Annotated in this window: 18 protein-coding genes; 16 read left to right on the top strand and 2 right to left on the bottom strand. The window is 50.9% G+C overall.

What is annotated here, in order from left to right; genetic code table 11:
- Nucleotides 1–54: 54 nt before the first annotated feature.
- The 16 genes from C4F51_RS16820 (at nt 55) to C4F51_RS16745 (ending at nt 18563) form a co-directional block, all read left to right on the top strand.
- Nucleotides 55–1743 carry a GspE/PulE family protein gene (locus tag C4F51_RS16820; RefSeq protein WP_235992355.1) on the top strand — a complete coding sequence of 563 codons (1689 nt, stop codon included), beginning with the start codon at nt 55–57 and terminating at the stop codon, nt 1741–1743.
- Entirely contained in the window at nt 1744–2955 is a 1212-nt protein-coding gene (locus C4F51_RS16815; RefSeq protein WP_193911793.1) for a type II secretion system F family protein, read from the top strand.
- A 26-nt stretch (nt 2956–2981) separates the two neighbouring features.
- Complete coding sequence (gene gspG, locus C4F51_RS16810; RefSeq protein WP_328701410.1) at nt 2982–3410, top strand: type II secretion system major pseudopilin GspG; 429 nt, start codon at nt 2982–2984, stop codon at nt 3408–3410.
- On the top strand, nt 3404–3907 hold the full coding sequence (locus C4F51_RS16805; protein WP_268905063.1) for a GspH/FimT family pseudopilin: 504 nt from the start codon (nt 3404–3406) through the stop codon (nt 3905–3907). The genes gspG and C4F51_RS16805 overlap by 7 nt, the downstream gene beginning before the upstream one ends.
- The gene (locus tag C4F51_RS16800; protein ID WP_193911787.1) at nt 3904–4296 is read left to right on the top strand and encodes a type IV pilus modification PilV family protein; all 393 of its coding nucleotides are present in this window, start codon (nt 3904–3906) and stop codon (nt 4294–4296) included. The genes C4F51_RS16805 and C4F51_RS16800 overlap by 4 nt, the downstream gene beginning before the upstream one ends.
- Nucleotides 4293–4883 (top strand): prepilin-type N-terminal cleavage/methylation domain-containing protein, encoded by a 591-nt coding sequence (locus C4F51_RS16795; RefSeq protein ID WP_193911785.1) that lies wholly within the window; start codon nt 4293–4295, stop codon nt 4881–4883. Before C4F51_RS16800 ends, C4F51_RS16795 begins: the two co-directional genes overlap by 4 nt.
- Nucleotides 4858–5793 (top strand): type II secretion system protein GspK, encoded by a 936-nt coding sequence (locus C4F51_RS16790; RefSeq protein ID WP_193911783.1) that lies wholly within the window; start codon nt 4858–4860, stop codon nt 5791–5793. The genes C4F51_RS16795 and C4F51_RS16790 overlap by 26 nt, the downstream gene beginning before the upstream one ends.
- Nucleotides 5784–6818: a PilN domain-containing protein gene (locus C4F51_RS16785; RefSeq protein WP_193911781.1), complete on the top strand. Its 1035-nt coding sequence runs from the start codon at nt 5784–5786 to the stop codon at nt 6816–6818. The genes C4F51_RS16790 and C4F51_RS16785 overlap by 10 nt, the downstream gene beginning before the upstream one ends.
- Nucleotides 6815–7381 carry a type II secretion system protein GspM gene (gene gspM, locus C4F51_RS16780; protein WP_193911779.1) on the top strand — a complete coding sequence of 189 codons (567 nt, stop codon included), beginning with the start codon at nt 6815–6817 and terminating at the stop codon, nt 7379–7381. Before C4F51_RS16785 ends, gspM begins: the two co-directional genes overlap by 4 nt.
- A complete protein-coding gene (locus C4F51_RS16775; protein WP_193911777.1) occupies nt 7378–8055 on the top strand; it encodes a hypothetical protein in 678 nt (225 codons plus the stop codon). Before gspM ends, C4F51_RS16775 begins: the two co-directional genes overlap by 4 nt.
- Nucleotides 8056–8069: 14 nt before the next feature.
- The gene (gene gspD / locus C4F51_RS16770) at nt 8070–10253 is read left to right on the top strand and encodes a type II secretion system secretin GspD (RefSeq protein WP_193911775.1); all 2184 of its coding nucleotides are present in this window, start codon (nt 8070–8072) and stop codon (nt 10251–10253) included.
- Nucleotides 10254–10283: 30 nt separating this feature from the next.
- Nucleotides 10284–10676, top strand: coding sequence for a hypothetical protein (locus tag C4F51_RS16765; RefSeq protein WP_193911773.1), 393 nt, complete (start codon nt 10284–10286; stop codon nt 10674–10676).
- 100 nt (nt 10677–10776) lie between these two features.
- Entirely contained in the window at nt 10777–12129 is a 1353-nt protein-coding gene (locus tag C4F51_RS16760) for an ABC transporter ATP-binding protein (protein WP_193911771.1), read from the top strand.
- The gene (locus C4F51_RS16755; protein ID WP_202987713.1) at nt 12129–12956 is read left to right on the top strand and encodes an ABC transporter permease; all 828 of its coding nucleotides are present in this window, start codon (nt 12129–12131) and stop codon (nt 12954–12956) included. Before C4F51_RS16760 ends, C4F51_RS16755 begins: the two co-directional genes overlap by 1 nt.
- Nucleotides 12957–13009: 53 nt before the next feature.
- Complete coding sequence (locus tag C4F51_RS16750; RefSeq protein ID WP_193911769.1) at nt 13010–17551, top strand: glycosyltransferase; 4542 nt, start codon at nt 13010–13012, stop codon at nt 17549–17551.
- 88 nt (nt 17552–17639) lie between these two features.
- Nucleotides 17640–18563: a glycosyltransferase gene (locus C4F51_RS16745; RefSeq protein WP_193911767.1), complete on the top strand. Its 924-nt coding sequence runs from the start codon at nt 17640–17642 to the stop codon at nt 18561–18563.
- 7 nt (nt 18564–18570) lie between these two features.
- Here the strand turns inward: C4F51_RS16745 and C4F51_RS16740 are convergent, their stop codons facing one another.
- Both C4F51_RS16740 and rfbB read right to left on the bottom strand, forming a co-directional pair.
- Nucleotides 18571–19518: an NAD-dependent epimerase/dehydratase family protein gene (locus C4F51_RS16740; RefSeq protein WP_193911765.1), complete on the bottom strand. Its 948-nt coding sequence runs from the start codon at nt 19516–19518 to the stop codon at nt 18571–18573.
- Nucleotides 19519–19628: 110 nt separating this feature from the next.
- Nucleotides 19629–20693, bottom strand: a complete 1065-nt coding sequence (gene rfbB, locus C4F51_RS16735) for a dTDP-glucose 4,6-dehydratase (RefSeq protein ID WP_193911763.1) — start codon at nt 20691–20693, stop codon at nt 19629–19631.
- Nucleotides 20694–20876: the final 183 nt, after the last annotated feature.

Raw genomic sequence — 20876 nt, 5'->3', positions numbered from 1 at the left:
CACTTGGCAACCTCTGGAAAATTCCGGAAATATTGATAGAGATGTATATCTTTAATGTTAGGTGAACTGCTACAAAGTGAAAACAAGCTGGGAGCGCGTGATCTTGAGCGCGCCTTGCTTGCCCAATCTGAAATGGGTGGTTTGTTTGGCCAGGTGCTGGTACGGCTGGGTCTTGTCTCTGAACTTGATGTTTGTCAGGCCCTTTCAAAGCAATTGAACCTGCCTTTGGCGGTTGCTGCGGATTATCCGGAGCAACCGCTTGTTGTTTCCGGGGTTTCCCAGGAATTTCTGCTCAGCAACCATCTTGTTCCTGTCGCTTTGTCTTCTGATGGCGAGACGCTTCGTGTTGTCGGCTTGGTGCCGCAGGATGTCTTTTTGCAAAAAGCCCTGCGCATGGCTTCAGGCAAGAGTATCGAAATGATGCTTGGGCTTGAGGCGGACATTTCGACAGCGCTTACCAAGTATCTTGATCAAAGCGAGCCGGATGCCGACCAGGCTGAATCCGCATCCCAAATATTTGAGGGTGACGCCGAGTTTGTTGAGCATTTGAAAGACCTTGCCAGTGAAGCGCCCGTTATTCGTCTGGTAAATCAGATTATTCATCGCGCGCTCGATCTGGGCGCGTCCGATATTCATGTGGAGCCATTTGATGATGGCTTGCACTTGCGTTATCGCGTAGATGGTGTGATTGCAGAAGTGCCTGATCCACCGGCAGCCAGTCTGGCGCCAGCGATTGCCTCGCGTCTGAAGTTGTTGGCGCAAATGAACATTGCCGAGCGCCGTCTGCCTCAGGATGGTCGGATCATGACCCGGGTTAAGGGGCATGAGCTTGATCTCCGGGTTTCTACCATTCCGACCGTGCATGGCGAAAGTATCGTGATGCGGGTACTGGATCGTGAGAGTATTCAGCTCAGTCTTGAGTCGATGGGTTTCTCTGCAGATACGCTGTCGCGCTACAAAGACTTACTGTTGCGTCCGCATGGCGTTCTGTTGCTTACCGGCCCTACCGGTTCCGGTAAAACGACGACTTTGTATGCATCCCTGGCGACACTTGATTCAGAAGCGCTGAAAATTATCACCGTAGAAGATCCGGTGGAATATCAGCTGGATGGTGTTAATCAGATTCAGGTGCAACCACAAATCGAGCTGACCTTTGCCCGCGCCTTACGCGCTATTCTGCGTCAGGATCCGGATATCATCATGATCGGTGAAATGCGCGATGGCGAAACGGCACAGATTGCTGTGCAGTCTGCCCTTACGGGTCACCTTGTTCTCTCTACGCTCCATACCAACACCGCTGCCGGTGCTATTACCCGTCTTGAAGATATGGGTATCGAGCGCTATCTCATTACTTCTTCGGTGAATGGTGTTTTGGCGCAGCGACTGGTTCGCCGCTTATGTAAGTACTGTAAGGTACCTGTGGCATTAACTCCTGAGCTGATTGCGGAAAGCGGACTTGCACGGTTTCTGGAGCCAGGGCAAACCCATATTCAGCGCGCTGATGGCTGCGTGGAGTGCAAACAGACCGGCTACCGTGGTCGTACCGCGATTCACGAATTGTTTGTGCTGGATAACGCGGTGCAGCAATCCATTCTGTCCGGTGCCGATGCGACCGGCTTGCACACACAGGCGCGCAAGCAGGGCATGTTGACCCTTTATGAAGATGGCCTGCGTAAAGTGGTGAAGGGTGAAACTTCACTGGAAGAGTTATTGCGTGTAACCCAGGATCAGGCTGAAGACTAAATGGCCGACTTTTTTTATAAAGCGGTTCGCCGTGACGGTTCAATGATAGAAGGTGTACACACGGCGGATAATGCCGACAGCGCTTCCCGTCAGCTGCGTGGCCAGGGGCTTGTGTTGGTTCAACTGATTCCTGCGAGTAAAAATTTCTCGCTGCAGCCGGTGGCGGTTAAAGGCAAGGCGGTCACTCGCGACCAGGTGCTTTCATTTACCAATGAATTATCGGTGCTCTTGCGGGCGGGTTTACCGATTGATCGGGCACTGAAGGTGCTTATTGATATGAGCGGCACCCCGGCGATGACAGCGTTGCTGGATGACCTGCTGAAAACGGTCAAAGGCGGCAAGGGGTTAAGTCAGGCCATGCAGGCGCACGAGGCGGCGTTTGGTCATTTTTATATCAATATGGTTCGTTCCGGCGAAGCCAGTGGCAAGTTATCCGAGGTGTTGGCCCGTCTTGCCGATTATCTGACCCGCTCCAAAGCGGTGCGCTCCAGTGTTGTGTCTGCCATGGTCTATCCGATCATTCTCGCCGTGGTTGCCGCGCTGTCTATTTTTGTTATGTTGGGTTATGTCGTTCCGCAATTTGAGGCGTTATTTGAAGACCTCGGAGATGCGCTGCCATTCCTCACGCGTATGGTCATTGCGGCAGGCGATGTTATTCAGGCGTGGGGTTTACTGATTGTGGTGTTGATGGTGCCTGTGGTTTGGGGCATTCGACGCTGGTTGGCAACCGCCGAAGGTCGGCGCTGGCGCGATGCCAAAATGTTAAAGCTGCCACTGGTCGGCGCCATGTTGTTCAAATATGAAACCGGTCGTTTTGCCAGGACGATGGGAACCTTGTTGAATAACGGCGTGTCTTTGCTGCAGGCAATTTCCATTGCTATCGATACCGTAGAAAACCAGACGGCCAAACAGGCATTTGCCGGTCTTGCCCCTGCAGTCAAGCAGGGCGGGCGTATTTCTACGGCGCTGGCAGATGCTGGCGTATTTTCTCCGTTGGTTATCCAAATGGTACGTGTCGGCGAAGAGTCCGGTAGTCTGGATGCTATGATGCTGGAATTGGCAACTGTGTATGACGATGAAGTGCAATCGGGCATCAAGCGGGCACTGACACTGCTTGAGCCATTATTGATATTGGGTATGGGCGTTGTGATTGCGTTCATTATTATTGCAATTTTAATGGGTATTCTGTCAGTCAATGACCTGGCGGCATAATGTCTTTTTATTTGTTGAGGTGTTCCGTGTTAAACAGACGTAAACAGAATGGTGCCAAAGGCTTCACCCTGGTAGAACTGCTAGTGGTTCTGGCTATTATTGGTATGCTGGCCGGGCTTGTAGGGCCGCGCGTATTGAACTCGCTGGGCGGCGCTAAAACCAAAGCTGCGGCTGTGCAAGTCCGTGATTTTGAATCGGCACTTGAAGTGTTCAAACTGGATGTGGGACGTTTCCCCACCAGTGAAGAAGGTCTTGAAGCGCTGATGCGCCAGCCGGGCAATCTGACTGGCTGGAACGGGCCTTACTTACGGGGTAACTCCATCCCCAATGATCCCTGGAACCGTGCTTATTTATACCGTTCTCCAGGTGAGCGGGGCGATATCGATATCTATTCCCTCGGTGCTGACGGGACTCCCGGCGGTGATGGCGAGAATGCAGACGTAGGCAATTGGTAATTAGCAAACCTTTTACATCCTGTCAGCGACACTTCAATACAAGCCGGTCTGCACAGGCCGGTTTTTCTTTATTGGAGTTGATAGTGGCCTTTGCTGTAGCTGCACTGCTGGTTGCTGTTGCTACGCCGGGCGCCTTTCGGTTCTACGAAAGTAGCCAATACCGTTCGGCAGTCGGCGAGTTAAATGCGGCGCTGGCGACTGCCCGCTATCAGGCGATTGCTCGGGGCCAGCCTGTCGATCTGGAGTTGCTGCCCGATGAGCGGCGTTTCCGGGTGGGGCAGCAAAAATACAAATCCCTGTCTGAAAAAATCTCTCTCAACGTTATTGCCGCGGGTGAACTAAGCCCGAATCGGCAGACTGCTGTGATTCGTTTCTATCCCGATGGCAGCAGCAGCGGCGGCAACATTGCCATTGAGCGGGAACGTGGCGGCGGGGTTGTGCTGGATGTAGATTGGTTGATGGGACGCATCAGCCAGCGCAGGCTGGATAGTCAATGATGAAGCACATTATTGCCGGGCGACAAAAAGGCCTGTCCTTGCTGGAAATGATCGTTGCGTTGGCCATTCTCGGGGTTTCTCTCGGGGCACTCTATCAGGCAGCCGGTGGGGCATCGCGTATTGTGCAAACCAGCGAACGTTATGCTTACGCGGTAAGCATCGCGGAGTCCTTGCTCGCTGAATACTCGGTAGTGCCGTACAGCGGTTTGGATGTCAGTGGGGAAACCGGTGGCGATTACACCTGGCAGGTAACGGCTGTACCGCTACCGGATGACAATGATCCACCGTTAGCGCTGCTGATGGACATCCGGGTGCAGGTCAGTTGGGGTGAAACCCGCTCACGAACGTTTGAACTGCGCTCTGTAGTTGCAGGAGTGGTTCCGCAATGAAGTCATCCCGCGGTTTCTCCCTCATTGAAGTCGTTGTTGCCCTCACCGTTCTTTCGCTGATCAGCCTGGCGGTGGTGACGGCGCTACGCACGTTTGCCATGACCCAGGAGCGACTGGATGACGTGTCATCCCGTACCTCGGAAATGCGCACCGTAAACCGTTTTTTGAACCGGGCACTGGTTGATGCGTTACCGCTGATGCGCGGTGATGCTGCAGGATCTGCTTCTCTTTTGCAGGGTAGTAGCACGGAACTGATCTGGGCTGCTCCCTTCAGTGCTTCAAGCCGCCTCGGAGGCGTAATGATCATCCGTCTGTTTGCTGCTGAGGGCGGATTGAAAATGCAGTTACTGCCTTTTTACGATGCCCAGCAGGAGATGCAGTGGGAGCGCGCCGAAGTGTTCTCCGTGGTGCCACAGCTGGATGAATTAACGCTGACTTATTTTGATGCGCCTTCGGGGGCCTGGGTTAACGAATGGCATACCTTTCAGGTTAACCCTGACCGTATACGCATCAGCATTGCTGCCAATGGCCGCTACTGGCCCGATATAATCGTGAGGCTCAATGATACTGAAGACAATTTCTTTTGATGGGCGTCGCCGCCAGGGCGGCGTTGCGCTGGCGGTACTGCTGTGGTTTATTGCTGCACTGAGTTTAATGGTTGCTGGCATAGTGCTGGCTGCTCGAGTTGATGTAAAACTGGCGCAACAACAGACTGTGGAGTCTCGGACAAAAGCATTTGGCGATGGTGCTGTGAATCTGGTCATGCGTCATTTGTTAGTTCTCCAGGGAAACGGTGAATACATGTCCGGCGATGCGCTGGTGTTGAATTTTTCAGCATTTGAGCAGTCTCTCAGTGCCAGGGTAGTGCCCGCAGCCGGTTTGGTGGCGATGAATGAAGCCTCCCCCGAGCTATGGCATCAGTTACTGGTGTTTGGTGCGGGGTTGGACGCTGCGCACGCGGATGAGCTGGTTGCCAATATTCAAGCATGGTTGCAACCCGGCGCAGAAAGTTTCAGCGCTACCAATCAGCCGTTAAGGCGAGGCCGGTTTATGGCTGTGGAGGATTTACTGCTGGTTGATGGTATAAACCGCGAAATTCTTGAGCGTATTCGCTTGTTGATAAACCCTCGTACAGGGAGCGCCGGTATCGCACTGCGCGCTGCCAGCCCGGCAATAATCAGAATGCTGATGAATGATGATGTCGCTGCCGCCAGTCAATTTTTAGCTGAGCGGCAAGCAAACCCTGCTACCGGAGAGCAAGGGCATGCCATGATTGCACCCCTTCTGCTGGCGGCCGATATGGCTCCATCCAGTCTGGTGCGTATTGATGTGCGTATCGCCCAACCGGATGGCAAGGCGGCACAGTTCAGTCGTTGGGTTTTAACGGACGGATTTGGTCGTGATGGCTTACCATGGCGTCGCTTGCGCACGGAGCCGGTCATTATGGTAAATTCGACCGATTTTTTAATGAATGATGAGGATGCTCAGTGGCATTGACGGGGCAACAGTGGAATTTGTTCGGGTACGACTTGCGTACTCTGCCTTCGCTATGGCTGTCTGCCTGGCGTGAGGTGTTGTGGAGTGAAGAGGCACCGGTTCGCCGGTGGCTCGATGAGCCCGTGCGCGTGCATGGTTCGCGATATCAGCAAGGCGTAAATAGTGATTCCCGAATTGTCGGAAGTTCTGCCGGCACATCGTCGGATGTGATTGCGGTTGCCCGTATTTTGCCAGACGATATGGTGCTCTCCTGCTGGCTTAATTTACCGGAAAAGGCAGAGGGGCATTTATTATCGGCTATTGAACTTGAAGTTCGCGCCCGCAGCCCTTTTCCCGCAGACGATACCGTGAGTGGTTGGCGTATTGCGGGCCGGACCGGCGGCGTGTTGCGCGTTTCCTTGTGTATTGCATCGCACAGTGCGGTGAACGCCTGGTTGCATCGCCATCTCCCGCTGGAAGAAGCTGAAAAAACTGAAATATGGGCTGAAGTTGACGGGCACCCGGTGGTGCTTCAAGGTTTTGCCGAGGATTTGCGTAACCAGCGTTATGCCGCAAGATTAAAACGATTGGGGCTGTGGGGGTTGTGCATTCTTGCTCTATCCATCGCGCTGATGGCTGTACCTGTGGGCTTGCGTGCCATTCAGCTGGATCATTACGAGAGCGAACTGGCTCGTGTGCAGCAGGCGTCCACGCAAGCGGTCCGTTTTCGCAATGCTCTGGCAAGTGACAATGAGCGGATCGCAGAAGTAAATCGTCAATTTTTGCTGGCCAATAATCCCCATCGCGAGCTGGTACGCCTCACTGCCTTGCTGGATGATACGGTGTATCTGAACTCTTATGAGCAGACAACATCGCGCATTCGTATTGATGGCATGGCGGTAAATGCTGCTCAACTGATGAGTTTATTATCGGATACGGCCTGGTATGTCGATGTCAAAGCGCCCTCGGCGATTCGCCGGGAAGGTCGTATCGAAATGGAGCGCTTTGTGCTGGATCTGACGCTGGATTCGGGGGTTGCACAATGAGTAACTGGCTGAAAAAAATCACCCGGGCGCAATGGATCGTCGCAGTTAGCCTTGCCGTTATTGTTTTTGTGTGGCTTTGGACTGCCTTGTCTTTTTGGGGGCACTATCGCAGTTTACACCAGCAATCGCAGGATTTAATTCCTCGTATTGCCCGTCTGGCAGGATTGGCTGAAAGTGAAGCCATGCTACAGGCCGCCGGTGAACAGGCTCATGGGCAATTGCAACTGCTGGTATATGGCGACGCCGGGGATGCCAGCGCCATGATGCAACAACAGGTGCGGCAGGTGATGGAGCGAGCAGGTTTGACGGTTGCCGGTAGCCAAATTCTCACTCCGCGGGTTGAATCGTTGTTTACTCGCTTGCAACTGGATATCAATGCCACCGGCAGTATCGAAGCGCTTGAAGTAACCTTGCAGGAATTGCGGGACCTAAGGCCTCTGGTGATGGTGGATTCTCTTCAGGCGCAACCGGTTCGTACCCGTGTTCGCCGAGGTGACACATCCCCACCTGAACAGGCCTTGACGTTGCGTATTCGCCTGTCGTCATTGAGGTTGCAGCCATGAATGCTGAATTTATTAAACGACTCAGCATTTACCAGCGGGTAAAACTGGTTGCGGCTATGTTGGCGGGGTTGCTGGTTTTATTGCTGATCATCGGTGCGGTATGGGCTGCAACATTGCCTCCAGCTCCGATCGTGCACCCATCTCCCGAGGCACTGCAAGCAACGCCGGTTATTTTGTCAGCAGATGATGTTGAAAGTCATTACCTTGATGGCTTAGTACCTGTAGTGAATTCCGATACTGATGTGGCAGTCTCGCAGGAGGCCAGCGAAGGGGCGGAAGGTTTTTCCCTCATGGCATCAAGACCCCTTTTTTGGGCTGGCCGGCGACCGGTCATCATCGATGCGTCAGAAATTGACACAGTTGAAGATACTCGAAGTTCAGCGAAAGCCAATGAATTGGATAATGTAGAGCTGTCAGGCGTCTATTTTGCCGGTGATGCTTCCGGCGTCATCGTCCGGCTTGACGGCAAGCGTATGCGAGTCGCTCTGGGTGAAGAGCTGATGGGATGGAAACTGAAATCTGTTGATGGATCGGAAGTTCGTTTTGTCAGTGCAGACCAGGAAAAAACTATACAGCTTGAACATGCAGGGGTGTCTGATTACACTCCGGCAGCTTCGCGCATGGCACCTTCGTCTGCCGGTAAACCTGCTTCAAACCGTGCCCAAGAGCCATAATGGTTGAGATATTTATGAAAAAAACGCTTTTTTCCCGTGTTATTGGTGGCTCCGGTCTTGCAATGGTTTTGACGCTTTCCGGTTGTGCAGGGTTATATTCCCCAAAAGACGACGGTGCGGTTGAAACCGCTACTGTAGCCGCTCCCACCGCAGTGGCCGCGAAGGCTCAGTCTGAAAATACTCGTTCCCCAGCGCTTGAGCGTTCTGAACCGACTTTGTTGAAAGGAACGGATCGGCAGATCAATTTGCCCGCGGCAAGACAGTCAGTCGCCTTGACCGGCGATGCAGTCACACTCAACTTTGAAGAGGCACCGCTGACCGAGGTGGTACACGCTGTTTTAGGCGATATTCTGGGGCTTGATTACATGATCGAGCATCCTGTTGAGGGCCAGATAACCCTGCGAACCAAAACGCCGGTGCCACGTGATCAGCTGTTGGAAATACTCGAATCTTTGCTGCAAGCGAATAATGCCTACATTCTGCGTGATAAAAATAATCGCTTTGTAGTAAGTAGCTCACCCGCTATGAGTAAGCTGCGCCCAGCTTTTGACAGTGCGGCAAACCGGGGTGCCGGTTTCTCCAATATTATTGTACCGCTTCAGTATATTGGCGCGGCCGAGATGGCAGACATATTGCGACCGGTTGCAGATGAAAATTCTTTTGTCCGTGTTGATCCGGCGCGAAATTTGTTAGTGCTTGCAGGCCGCCGCAATCAGCTTGATGGTTGGCTGGATATTATTTCAACCTTTGATATTGATATGTTGAAGGGGATGTCAGTTGGGCTTTTCCCGCTCAAAGAGAGTAATCCAACCGAAGCCGAAGCGACACTAAAAGCCATTATGGAAACAGCTTTGGGGGCGGAGAGCGGTATGTCTTCGCTGATTCGTATTGTTCCCATGGAGCGATTAAATAGCTTGATGGTTATTACGCCGCGAGCTCATTATCTCGAGAAGGTTCGTGAGTGGCTTGATCGTGTAGATCAACAGCCTGATGATAATAATGAGCGGCGCCTGTTTGTATACTCGGTACAAAATACGTCGGCTGCCCATATCGCTCGCATGATGAGTACCATTTTCAGCGATAGTAGCGGTAGCGGAACCCAAAGCGGGGGTGGCTCAGGCGGTGGCGTGGCGCCCGGCTTGACGCCTACCCGTATCGGAGAAGGTAGCGATGGCGTCAGTGGTTCCGGCACATCTTCCGGTACCGGTTCAACGACAAATCGCAATTCTTCTGGCGGGGAATCTGCCAATGTGAGTATTGGCAAGATTCGTATGGTAGCGGATGAGAAAAACAATTCGCTGCTCATTTATTCCACCCGCAATGAGTATCGCAAAATTGAGGCAGCGCTGGGGCAGCTGGATATTATGCCTACTCAGGTACACATTGAGGCCACGATTTTGGAGGTGACTCTGACCGAAGAGCTGACCTACGGGCTTTCATGGTATTTGAACAACAATCTGGGCAATGGTTGGCGTGGTGTTGGTGAGGGCGGTGCTCCGGCAAGCGGTCGACCACTGACCTCTACCGGCACGACGGGTGCTGTCTCCGGTTTGGCTTATTCGATTTACGATTCAGTGGGTGATCTGCGTACTATTATCAATGCGCTTGCCAGTAAGTCTCTGGTTAATATTCTGTCGTCACCCACAGTAACTGTGTTGGACAATGAACCTGCAAATATTCAGGTGGGTCAGCAACAACCGGTGCAATCCGGATCTGCCGTGACAGACGGTGGTGTGGTATCAAACTCGATTACTTACAAAGATACAGGCGTGGTGCTGGATGTTACCCCTTCGGTAAATTCTGGCGGTATGGTGACATTAACGGTTAAGCAATCTATTACCGATGTTGGTGAAATTGAAGCCGCAACCGGCCAGCGTCCTTTCCTGAATCGCGATCTTTCTACCAAAGTTGCAGTTCGCTCCGGAGAAGCGGCGGTGTTAGGCGGTTTGATTCGTGAAAATACCAGCGATGGAAGAGCGGGTATTCCTGTGCTGCGTGATTTACCTATTCTTGGTAATTTCTTTGGCAGTACCAGCAAGACGAAAAACCGTACAGAGCTGCTGGTGATGATTACGCCGCGAGTATTAAATAACGAGCAGGATTTGCGCGATGTCAGCCGTGAAATGCGTAATCGCTTGAAAGGTCTGAAGCTTGTTGATGAAACTGAACCGGCATTGGAAGCTGTCACTGACAATTGATTTCTTGATAGATAGTAAGGCAGGTGAACCATGAAATATTTTTCTGTATTGGCATTGGCGCTCGGTTTCGGGATTTTGGCTGGCTGCGCTTCTCTGGGTAACAAAAGTGATGAGGACGTAGTAAAAGAACGTGCTCAGGCTCGTTATGATGCACTTCTTAGCGGTGATATCAAGAAAGCCTGGGGACTTACTGCTCCTACCTATCGTCAGCGAGTAAGCGCTGAAGGTTATGCTTCTGTCATGGGTGGTGTTGGTAATTGGACTAAAGCCGAAGTAAGCCGCGTAACCTGCGAAGAAGACCGTTGTGAGGTTTCAGGCCTGGTTTCTTATAATGTTCCAGGAATGAAACTGGAGAACACCATCACACTAACCGACGTCTGGATCAGAACAGATGGGAAGTGGTGGGTTTTTCACCGCCGCTGATAGCAGGGCACAGCTGAAAACGCCAGCCTTGAGCTGGCGTTTTGATTTATAAACACATTTTTTTACGCATTCCGGTTGTCGCCTTGATTAATATGCCTTCATGAATACATCGCCTTTCGCCCTGCAAATTCAAAACGTCTGCAAGTCTTATGACATGTACGATCAGCCATTCAAACGTTTGGTCGGCTTTTTCTCTGCCCGTGCCCGGCGTGCCCGGCGGGAATTTCATGCCCTGAAAGATATTTCTTTTAACGTTTCAAAGGGTGAAACCGTCGGGGTTATTGGCCGAAACGGTTCTGGCAAATCTACTTTACTGCAAATTATTTGTGGCACCTTAACGCCGTCGAGTGGTTCGGTGGTAGTGAATGGCCGTATCGCGGCGTTGCTTGAGTTGGGGGCTGGTTTTAACCCTGAATTTACCGGCCGCGAAAACGTATACCTGAATGCGGCCATTTATGGTTTAAGTCAGGAAGAAATCGCTGCAAAGCTGGATGACATTATTCGTTTCGCAGAGATTGGTGATTTTATTGATCAACCGGTGCAGCATTATTCCAGTGGTATGTTTGTGCGTCTGGCATTTGCGGTTATTGCTCATGTCGATGCGGACATCCTGGTTGTTGATGAGGCGCTTGCAGTAGGCGATGCGCTCTTTGCACAAAAATGTATGCGCTTTCTTGAAGACTTCAAAGCAAAAGGGGCCATCATTTTTGTCAGCCACGACTCGGGTGCTATTACCAAGCTTTGTGACAGAGCCATTTGGTTAAATCATGGCGAAATGCAAGTTGATGGCGATGCCCGCAAAACCGCCGAAATGTATCTTGAGCACCTCTATTCAACCCAGCAAGACGTTTCGATGAAGCAGGGAATGTCGAGGCAGGGTTTTGAAGATATCGATGATGAAGCACTTTGGGTTGATGCCCGTCAGGAGTTGCTACTTAACTCAACCGAACGTAACGATTTTCAGTTGCACCGGTTCACCATGGACGGTTCATCGTTTGGCACTGGTAAAGTGGTTCTGCACGATGTCTATCTAAAAGATAAAGAGGGGCGCCGTCTCTCCTGGGCTATTGGTGGTAGTTATATCGAATTTTGTGTGCAGTGCACACCGCTTGAAGATATAGACTCTTTTATCGTCGGATTTCTGGTTAAAGATCGCCTCGGGCAGGTGCTGTTTGGTGATAATAACTGCGTTTTCAATTACAACAACCCGGTGGCGGTAAAAGCCGGGCAACGTTATGAAGCCGTGTACGGCTTTATGCTGCCGTATTTACCCAATGGTGAATATGTTGCCAGTGTAGGTATCGCGTCCGGCACCCAGGCTGAACACGTTCAGCATTGCTGGCGGCACGATGCATTCGTGTTTACTGTAACAACCAGCCATGTAGTACATGGTCTGATGGGATTGCCTTTGCGCTCCTGTGATATCAAACCTGTTGGGCAGGACGTACGTTAATGATGCACGCTGTTGGGAAAAAATCTTTTCTGGACCGTCTGCCAATGAATGTCTGGCGTTATCGACAATTGGTTGCAGCGGTTACTCGCCGTGAAATTCAGGGAAAGTATCGCGGTTCCTGGTTGGGCGCATTGTGGAGTTTGTTGATCCCTCTGTCGCTGTTGGCTATTTATACGTTTGTTTTTGGTGTGATATTTCAGGCGCGTTGGCCATCGTCAAACGGGCTGGATGAAAATTTTGCTGCCTTATTATTCTGCGGCATCATTATTCACGGTTTTTTTGCCGAGGTAATGACGCGCTCACCCCGGTTAATTGTTGAAAACAGCAACTATGTTAAACGTGTCGTATTTCCCCTTGATATTCTGGCATGGACTACGACTTTCTCTGCGCTGTTTCACTTTTGTATCTCTCTGGTCATACTTTTCGGGTTTGTGCTCATTTGGGCAAACGGCCTTTTCTGGACTATTTTACTGGTGCCGGTAATTTTATTGCCCCTGGTTATATTGCTAATAGGTCTCTCGTGGTTGCTAAGCTCCATGGGGGTGTACCTGCGTGATTTGCAATACGTTTGTAATTTTCTGGCGACCGCATTGATTTTTCTAAGCCCGGTGTTTTACCCGATGTCTGCTGTGCCGGATAGTTTCGCCACTGCGATGCGTATCAACCCCCTTACTTTTTATATTGACGCGATGCGTGATGTCGTCGTTTTGGGGGTAATGCCTGATTGGAGCGCCTATACGGTAGCCCTGGTAATATCAGTGGTGATTTTTATATTGGGTTACCTGTTTTTTAATCGTGTGCGGCATGGTTTCGCCGATGTGTTGTAATAGATGTGGACTTGTCAGCGTCTGCAAAACAAATCAATAGTCAGGCATTTGTAATGGTAACAGCGGGTTCTTCAGCGCCACTTCCTCTGATCGATATTATTATTCCGGTCTATCGTGATCTTGCTGTTACGCAAGCGTGTATTGAGTCGGTATTGGCATCGGCTTTGCCAGAAACGGTACATATCATTGTGGTGGAGGATGCATCTCCTGAGCCAGAGCTTGGAGAGTATTGCCAATCGCTAACAAGTAACCCGGCTATTACCGTTATTCATCATGAAAAAAATCGGGGATTTGTTGTCAGCGTAAACGAGGGCATGCGCCTGCATCCGCATCGCGATGTCGTCTTGCTGAACAGTGATACCCGCGTAGCTAACGATTGGCTGCAAAGACTGCAGGCTGCTGCCTGGTCTGAAGAAAAAATAGCCTCAGTAACGCCATTTTCAAATAACGCCAGTATTTGTTCATTCCCTTTACCACATCAGGCCAACCCGTTACCGGCAGGTTATGATTTGCCTGCATTGGATCAGCTCTTTGCCGAGGTTAATCCGGGTGTTGCGACCGAGCTACCTACGGCAGTCGGCTTTTGTATGTACATTCGTCGTGATTGTCTGAATCAGGTTGGCTATTTCGACGAAAACAGTTTTGGTCGTGGCTATGGTGAAGAAAATGATTTTTCCCTGCGAGCCGGGGAGGCCGGTTGGAAAAATATTTTAGCGGATAATGTTTTTGTATGGCATGAGGGGTCAGTCAGTTTTGGTGAGGATCGACATGAACTTATGGCGCGCGGCGGTGCGCTGCTTTCTGCCCGCTATCCTCACTATGAGCAAACGGTTCGCCAATTTATTACTGATGATCCCTTGGCGTTCTTGCGCACGCGTGTGCAAAACGCCCTGCTAATCAAAGCACTTGCGGCCTTCTCTGCCACTGATTTACCAAAAATTTTGATGATCTCTCATCAGTGGGGCGGTGGGGTTGAACAGCATCTGCAAGATTTGCTTGAACTGCTGGATGGCTCTGCAAGAGTGCTTGTTTTGCGCGGCCAGAGCAAAGGTCGGGTTGCTATTGAGCTGGTGGGTGAGGGCGGTTTCAAACAGTCTATTGGTGGTTTTGATAATAATTTCAGCCCCTGGCTTGCCGCACTCGAAGCGATAGGATTTGATCGCGTCCATCTCCATCACGTACATGGCTGGTCGCCAAAAATACTGAAATTGTTACAGTCGCTGGCGTTGCCACTGGATATTACGCTGCATGATTATTATGCCATTTCGCCTAGTTACCATCTCGGGCCAAAAGATAATGAAAAAACCCTTAGCGAGGCTCGCACAGATGATGCCGATGGGTGGCCGGTTAATGCGCAGGCCTGGCAAGCGTTATTTCTCCCGATACTGAGTCAGGCAGAGCGTGTAATTGCACCCTCGCAAGATGTTGCCCGGCGGGTGCAAGCTGTTTTCCCGCAAATATCCATGCAAGTTGAAGCTCACCCCGAGCATCCCCTCAGGGTGCCGTCACTTATCAAAGTGGCATTGCTGGGCGGGTTGTCCCATGCAAAAGGGATGGAGCTGGTTTTCCGGCTTGCCCGTGAGGTGCATGCACGTGCGTTACCTGTTTGTTTTCGTTTGATAGGGCACAGCGCGGAGCCTCTCCCTGAGGGAATTACTGCAACAGGCACCTACGAGGCGGATCAGCTGGGTGCATTGCTGGCCCAGGAGCGCCCGGACGTTATATGGTTTGCCTCTCAGGTGCACGAAACTTTCAGTTATACCCTGAGTGCGGCGCTGACTTTCGGTAAGCCTATTGTGGCTACTGATGTGGGTTCTTTTCGGGAGCGCCTGCAAGATGTTTCCAATGCACAGCTGTTAGCGGTAGACGCGTCTGTTGAACAATGGTTGCACGCGTTTCAATGCGCCGCGGGGGAAAGCGATCTGCCCGCTTTATTTACGCCTCGCTCCCTGGCGAACTATCGCAATTTTTATTTGCAGCTTCATCGTAAGGTCAGTGGTTCGGCCACATCCGGGTTATTTGCCAGATTATTGATGTCATCTCCGGCGGCTATCCCTGAGCCAGCTATCCCTTTAAAAAATCTTTTAAAGATAGGTGCTTATGGTGGCCATCGCGATTCACTCAGAGAGGTAGAGCGGTGTTTATCCTCGCTGCCGGATGATGAAGTTGCAGTTGCATCCTGGCGTGAGTTCAAGGAAAACGCTGACAAGCTGGCTGGTGCGCTGGATGCTCTTGAGCAATATCGTGGCGCGTTGAGCGCTAATCAGCAAAAGCTGGACGAAGCACTGGACGGTCTTCGTCAGTACCGTGAAGCGTTTGAGCAGGAGCAACAGATTCATTGCGGTACTCGCGATGCACTCCGGCAATACCGTGAAGCGCTGGAAAAACGTAATGAAGAGTTCAATGATGTGTTGAACAGTTCCTCCTGGAAAATCACGCGTCCCTTTCGTGTTCTTGTGCGGGGGGGCAAAAAATCCGTTGCGATTTTGCGTCGGTCGATTGCATTGGCTCGCTCTCCTGCCGCGATCAAGCGTGGCTTGCACCTTTATCGCCGCGGTGGACTGACGGCACTCCGCGAGCGTCTTCGGCAAGAGGTTCGTACGGCTACCGCACCTGCACCGGTATTGCGTCAGGATCATGTGGAAACCCACTTGCTATTAAACAAGCATCCGGTTTTTACACCGTTAGTATTAATCACCAGCGAAAATCCGGTGTTATCAATCGTCATCCCGGTCTATGGTCAGCACGACACCACCTACAATTGCCTTGCCAGCATTGCAGCCAATCCACCTTCGGTCAGTTACGAAGTGATTGTTGCCGATGACGCTTCTCCTGCACCGGCTGCCGATGCGCTGGCGATGGTGCAAGGCATTCGAATTGTTCGCCATCCCGAAAATTTGGGATTTTTGGGGAATTCCAACGCGGGTGTGGCTGCGGCCAAAGGCGAATGGCTGGTATTGCTAAACAACGACACCCTGGTTTGTCGTGATGCCTTTGATGCACTACTCAATACTTTCCGTGACTATCCGTCTGCCGGTCTTGTTGGTGCAAAATTATTAAATGCAGATGGTAGCGTTCAGGAGGCTGGTGGCATTATCTGGCGTGATGGCAGTGGTTGGAACTGGGGCCGTAACCAGCATCGTGATGACCCCCGTCTTAATTACGTACGTGATGCAGATTACTGTTCGGGTGCGGTGTTGGCGATGCGTCGTGATCTTTTTACCGATATGGGCGGTTTTGATACGCATTTTGCGCCAGCCTACTATGAAGATACCGATCTTGCATTCCGTATGCGTGAGCGTGGGCTGCGCGTGCTTTATCAGCCGGCGGCAGAGGTTTATCACCTTGAAGGCGTGAGTCACGGGCGTGATACCAATTCCGGCATGAAGGCATGGCAAGTGGTTAACGCTGAAAAATTCTATCAGCGTTGGCAGCCGGTGTTAGCCAGTCACCGTGAAAATGCTCACCAACCGGAGTTGGAAGCTCACCGGGGAACACGCGGTAATATCCTGATTATTGAAGCTTGCATGATTACGCCGGATCAGGACTCAGGTTCGATTCGCATGCTGAATTTGCTGGATCTGCTTCGCAACCAGGGTTATCACGTAACCTTTGTGGCGGATAATCTGGAGTACATTGGAAAATATGTTCACCAGTTGCAGCAAAAAGGCATTGAGGTTTATCACACCGACTGGGCTCACGGTAGCGTGAAATCCGTTCTGAAACAGTTGGGTAGTGATCTTGATGCGGTCTTTGTATGTCGTCATTACATCCTCAAAAACTATATTGATTTGTTGCGTGAACTGGCGCCGAAAGCAAAAATTATTTTCGATACTGTCGATTTGCACTTTGTACGCGAAGAGCGTGAAGCCCAGCTGCATCAGAACAGTGCTTTGCAGCGTGCCTCCCAGATAACTCGCCGTCAGGAATTGGCATTGGTTGCTAAAAGTGATGTTACAGTGGTGGTTAGCGAGTTCGAGAAAAAACTGCTGGCAGATTTGTTGCCGCAAGCGAAAGTAGAAATTATCTCCAATATTCACAACCATGAACCACAACGCCCTTCTTACCATGAGCGGGAAGGTATTATTTTTGTTGGCGGTTTCCGGCATCCGCCTAATATTGATGCGATTACCTGGTACGCCACTGACGTTCTACCGCTGTTGCGCAAATTGCTACCGGGAGTTACCACTCGGGTAGTCGGCAGCAACATGCCCGATAGCATTCGTAATCTGGCTGCTGCTGATTTGGAAATGTTGGGGTTTATCGAAAATATTGACCCTTTGTTATATTCCGCACGCATCTCTATTGCCCCCTTGCGCTACGGTGCCGGTGTTAAAGGCAAAGTGAATGAAGCAATGAATTATGGAATTCCGGTCGTTGCGACAGCCTGTGCGGTGGAGGGTATGCACTTGCGCGCTGGCGACGAAGTCATGGTTGCGGAATCTGCTCAGGAGTTTGCCGAAGCAATAGTGGCTGCCTACCAGGATGCAGCTTTATGGCAAAAACTGTCTAAGGCCGGGGTGGATAATGTTAAAAAACATTTCTCGCCGGCGGCGGCGTTGCCAGCTCTGGAGAGAATTCTCCATACTGGATAGTGTTATCAATTCCTTTTACCTTGATCTGCTCTCTGGCAGAGGTATCGGGCATTTTTACGGAAAATATCGACTTTTCTGAAGATGAATCATGTCAATATCGCTGCCAAACTCTGCTATTTCTGTTGCTGTTTTGTTAGCGGCCTATAACGGCCGCCAATGGCTTGCCGAACAACTCGAATCCTTATTTCAGCAACGTGCAGTGTCGGTAACTATTTTTGTCAGTGTCGACGAGTCCAGTGATGGCACCGCCCAGTGGTTGTCGCAGTTGGCATTAACAGAGCCCCGGCTTAAGCTGCTTGTCGATAATGGTCGCATGGGCTCCGCTGCGCGAAATTTTTTTAGGCTGCTTCGCGATGTCGATATCACTCAATATGATTATGTGGCTTTTGCTGATCAGGATGATATCTGGCTGCCGACAAAATTAAGTCGTGCTGTTGAATGTTTGCAAAAAGGCTATGACGGATATTCCAGTGATGTAACTGCGTTCTGGCCGGATGGCCGCAAGAAATTGATTAAAAAATCCCAGCCACAACAACGATGGGATTTTTTATTTGAGTCACCAGGGCCAGGTTGTACCTTTGTTATGAACGCCAGCTTTGTCAGCCAGTTGCAGCGTTGTGTGCAGCAGAATTGGACCGCGTTGCAAGGCTTTGATTACCACGACTGGTTTGTTTATGCATTTGCCCGAGCTAACGGCTTTACCTGGATTATTGATGAGCAGCCCGGCATTTTATATCGGCAGCATGCCCGCAACGTGGTGGGCGCCAATACTGGCCTCGGGGCTTTTTGGTCGAGAGCGCGGTATGTACTGCGTGGTGGCGGTTTTTCACAAGCTATTTTGTTAACACGTTTGTTAGGTTTAAATAATGAGCCTTTTGTGCGCTTGTGGTCTGCAAGAACGCGTTATGGCTATTTAAAATTGGCACTGCATGCGAGGCAGTGTCGCCGCCACAAACGTGAGCAGCTGTACTTCTTTTTATTGTGTATTTTAAGTGTGTTGTTCCCGTCGTAATAATGTATCAGTGGTTGCTCGCCGGGTAGTTACGGCCTGCTTTGATCAACATGTCGCCGGTGCTAAAAGGCGCTTGCCAGCCCAATAGCCTTTGCGCTTTGCTGGTATCAATCGAAAGGTTGCCACACAGCTGAATATATTTTTCTTTTTGTCCCGTTAAATTCGCCACAATATTGAGCAGCCGGGTAGGTATATTCAAGGTTCTTGCCGGCTTTTTCATGCCGTTGGCCAGGTGCTCTATGATGGTTTGCGTTGATAAGTGTGCGTCTGTATCAGCAACCAGAAATGTTTGATTCATGGCGTTGGGATTATCAATACAAGACTTTATAAAATCCAATAGGTTTTCGAGCGCAATGATACCGCGTTTGTTATTGATGCCGGCTACCGGTAAAGGCATTCCTTGATAGGTGGAATAAAGCAGTCGACCAAAATTTCCTGGTGCATGCGCGGCATAAACCAGCGGTGGGCGAACAATGGTGAGTTGCATGCTTGAGTTCTTGCAGACTTCTTTAAGCATTTCTTCTGTGCGCAACTTGCTGGTGGCGTAATCATTCCCTGGCTGGTAAGGGCTGCTTTCTGAAAAGCTTCCGGAGTGACTTGTTCTGCCGTGAACGCCAATACTGCTTAAATAAATAAATTGTTTAACGCCTGCTTTAATCGCTTGCAACGCGAGATGTTTTGTCGCAATAACATGCGTCAAATGGTATTCATCGGCCGGAATATTTTTCTGGTGAGCTATTCCTGCGGTATGAATAACAATATTGGTCTTTTCAAGCGCGGGTTGCCACTGGGTGTTAGCGTCAATGCTGCCAGTGACCACTTTATGTATTTCCGGTACGCCGCTGGCAAAGTCTTCACGGGATGACAGAATCAATTGCTGCTCACCCTGTTGAAACAGGTATTCGGTAAGTGCTTTGCCTATAAAGCCGGTAGCGCCGGTAATCAATATTTTCATCGTGTGGGCTGTCAAATGGCAGAAGGGTTGATTGTAGGTCTTATGCATCCTGCTATGGGTCACATGAACGGGAGGTAGTACGCCCTCCCGTTGGTTCTCAGAGCAACAAATCAGTGGTTGCCCAGTCTCTCCAGCTGATAACTGCCATTCAAAACCCGCTGCCACCAGTTTTCATTGTTCAGGTACCACAACAGGGTTTTTTGCAGGCCGGTTTCGAAGGTTTCTTCCGGGGTCCAACCAAGTTCGCGTGCCATTTTGCTGCTGTCGATGGCGTAGCGACGGTCGTGGCCAGGGCGGTCGGTAACATGGGTAATCAAATCGCGGTAATGCGTAACGCCCGCAGGTTTGCGGTCGCTGGCATGCGTTTCCAGCAGGTTGCACACCGCATGAACCACATCAATGTTGCGCTGCTCGTTGTGCCCACCAATATTGTAGGTTTCGCCCACGACACCTTGAGTGACTACCTGATACAGCGCTCTGGCGTGGTCATCAACGTACAACCAATCTCTGATTTGATTGCCGCTGCCATAAACCGGCAGGGGTTTGCCTTGCAGGGCATTGAGAATGACGTGAGGAATAAATTTTTCCGGGAAATGATAAGGCCCGTAGTTGTTCGAGCAATTGGTAATCACAACCGGCAGGCCATAGGTGCGATGCCATGCGCGCACCAGGTGATCCGAACTTGCCTTGCTGGCAGAGTAGGGTGAGCTGGGTGCATAAGGAGTAGTTTCGGTAAACAGCGATTCATCATCTTCGAGATCGCCGTACACTTCGTCAGTAGAAATGTGGTGAAAACGGAAAGCGCTTTTCTGTGCTTCCGACAGACTGTCGCGCCAGGCACGGGCGGCTTCCAGCAGGTTGTAGGTACCAATAATATTGGTTTCCATAAAGGCGGCCGGGCTGTCGATAGAACGGTCGACATGGCTTTCGGCTGCCAGATGCATGACAGCATCCGGTTGGTGTGCATTGAAAACCTTATCCAGAGCGGTGCGATCACAAATATCGACCTGTTCAAAGGCGTAGCGGTCACTGTCAGCGATGCTGGACAGCGATTCGGTGTTGCCTGCGTAGGTTAATTTATCCACATTCACCACGCTATCGTTGGTGTTGGTAATGATGTGGCGAATCAGCGCCGAGCCAATGAAGCCGGCTCCTCCGGTAACAAGGATTTTCATAGGAGTCCTTTATAGGGTCAAAAGCGGGACAGTTTACCCTGGCGCGGTTGATTTATCAGCCATTGCCAAATTGGAAGGGGTGTACATGAGATCCCGGTTGCATCTTTTTCAGAAAAGGCGCGCCGCAAATGCAAAAAAAGGCATTCTACCCTGACGGGTGGAATGCCTCCTGGTGAGAATTGT

The organism is Cellvibrio polysaccharolyticus (assembly GCF_015182315.1).
Taxonomy (GTDB): Bacteria; Pseudomonadota; Gammaproteobacteria; order Pseudomonadales; family Cellvibrionaceae; genus Cellvibrio; species Cellvibrio polysaccharolyticus.
Note: the sequence above shows the minus strand (reverse complement) of the source record. Positions and strands in the feature narration are given on the sequence as shown.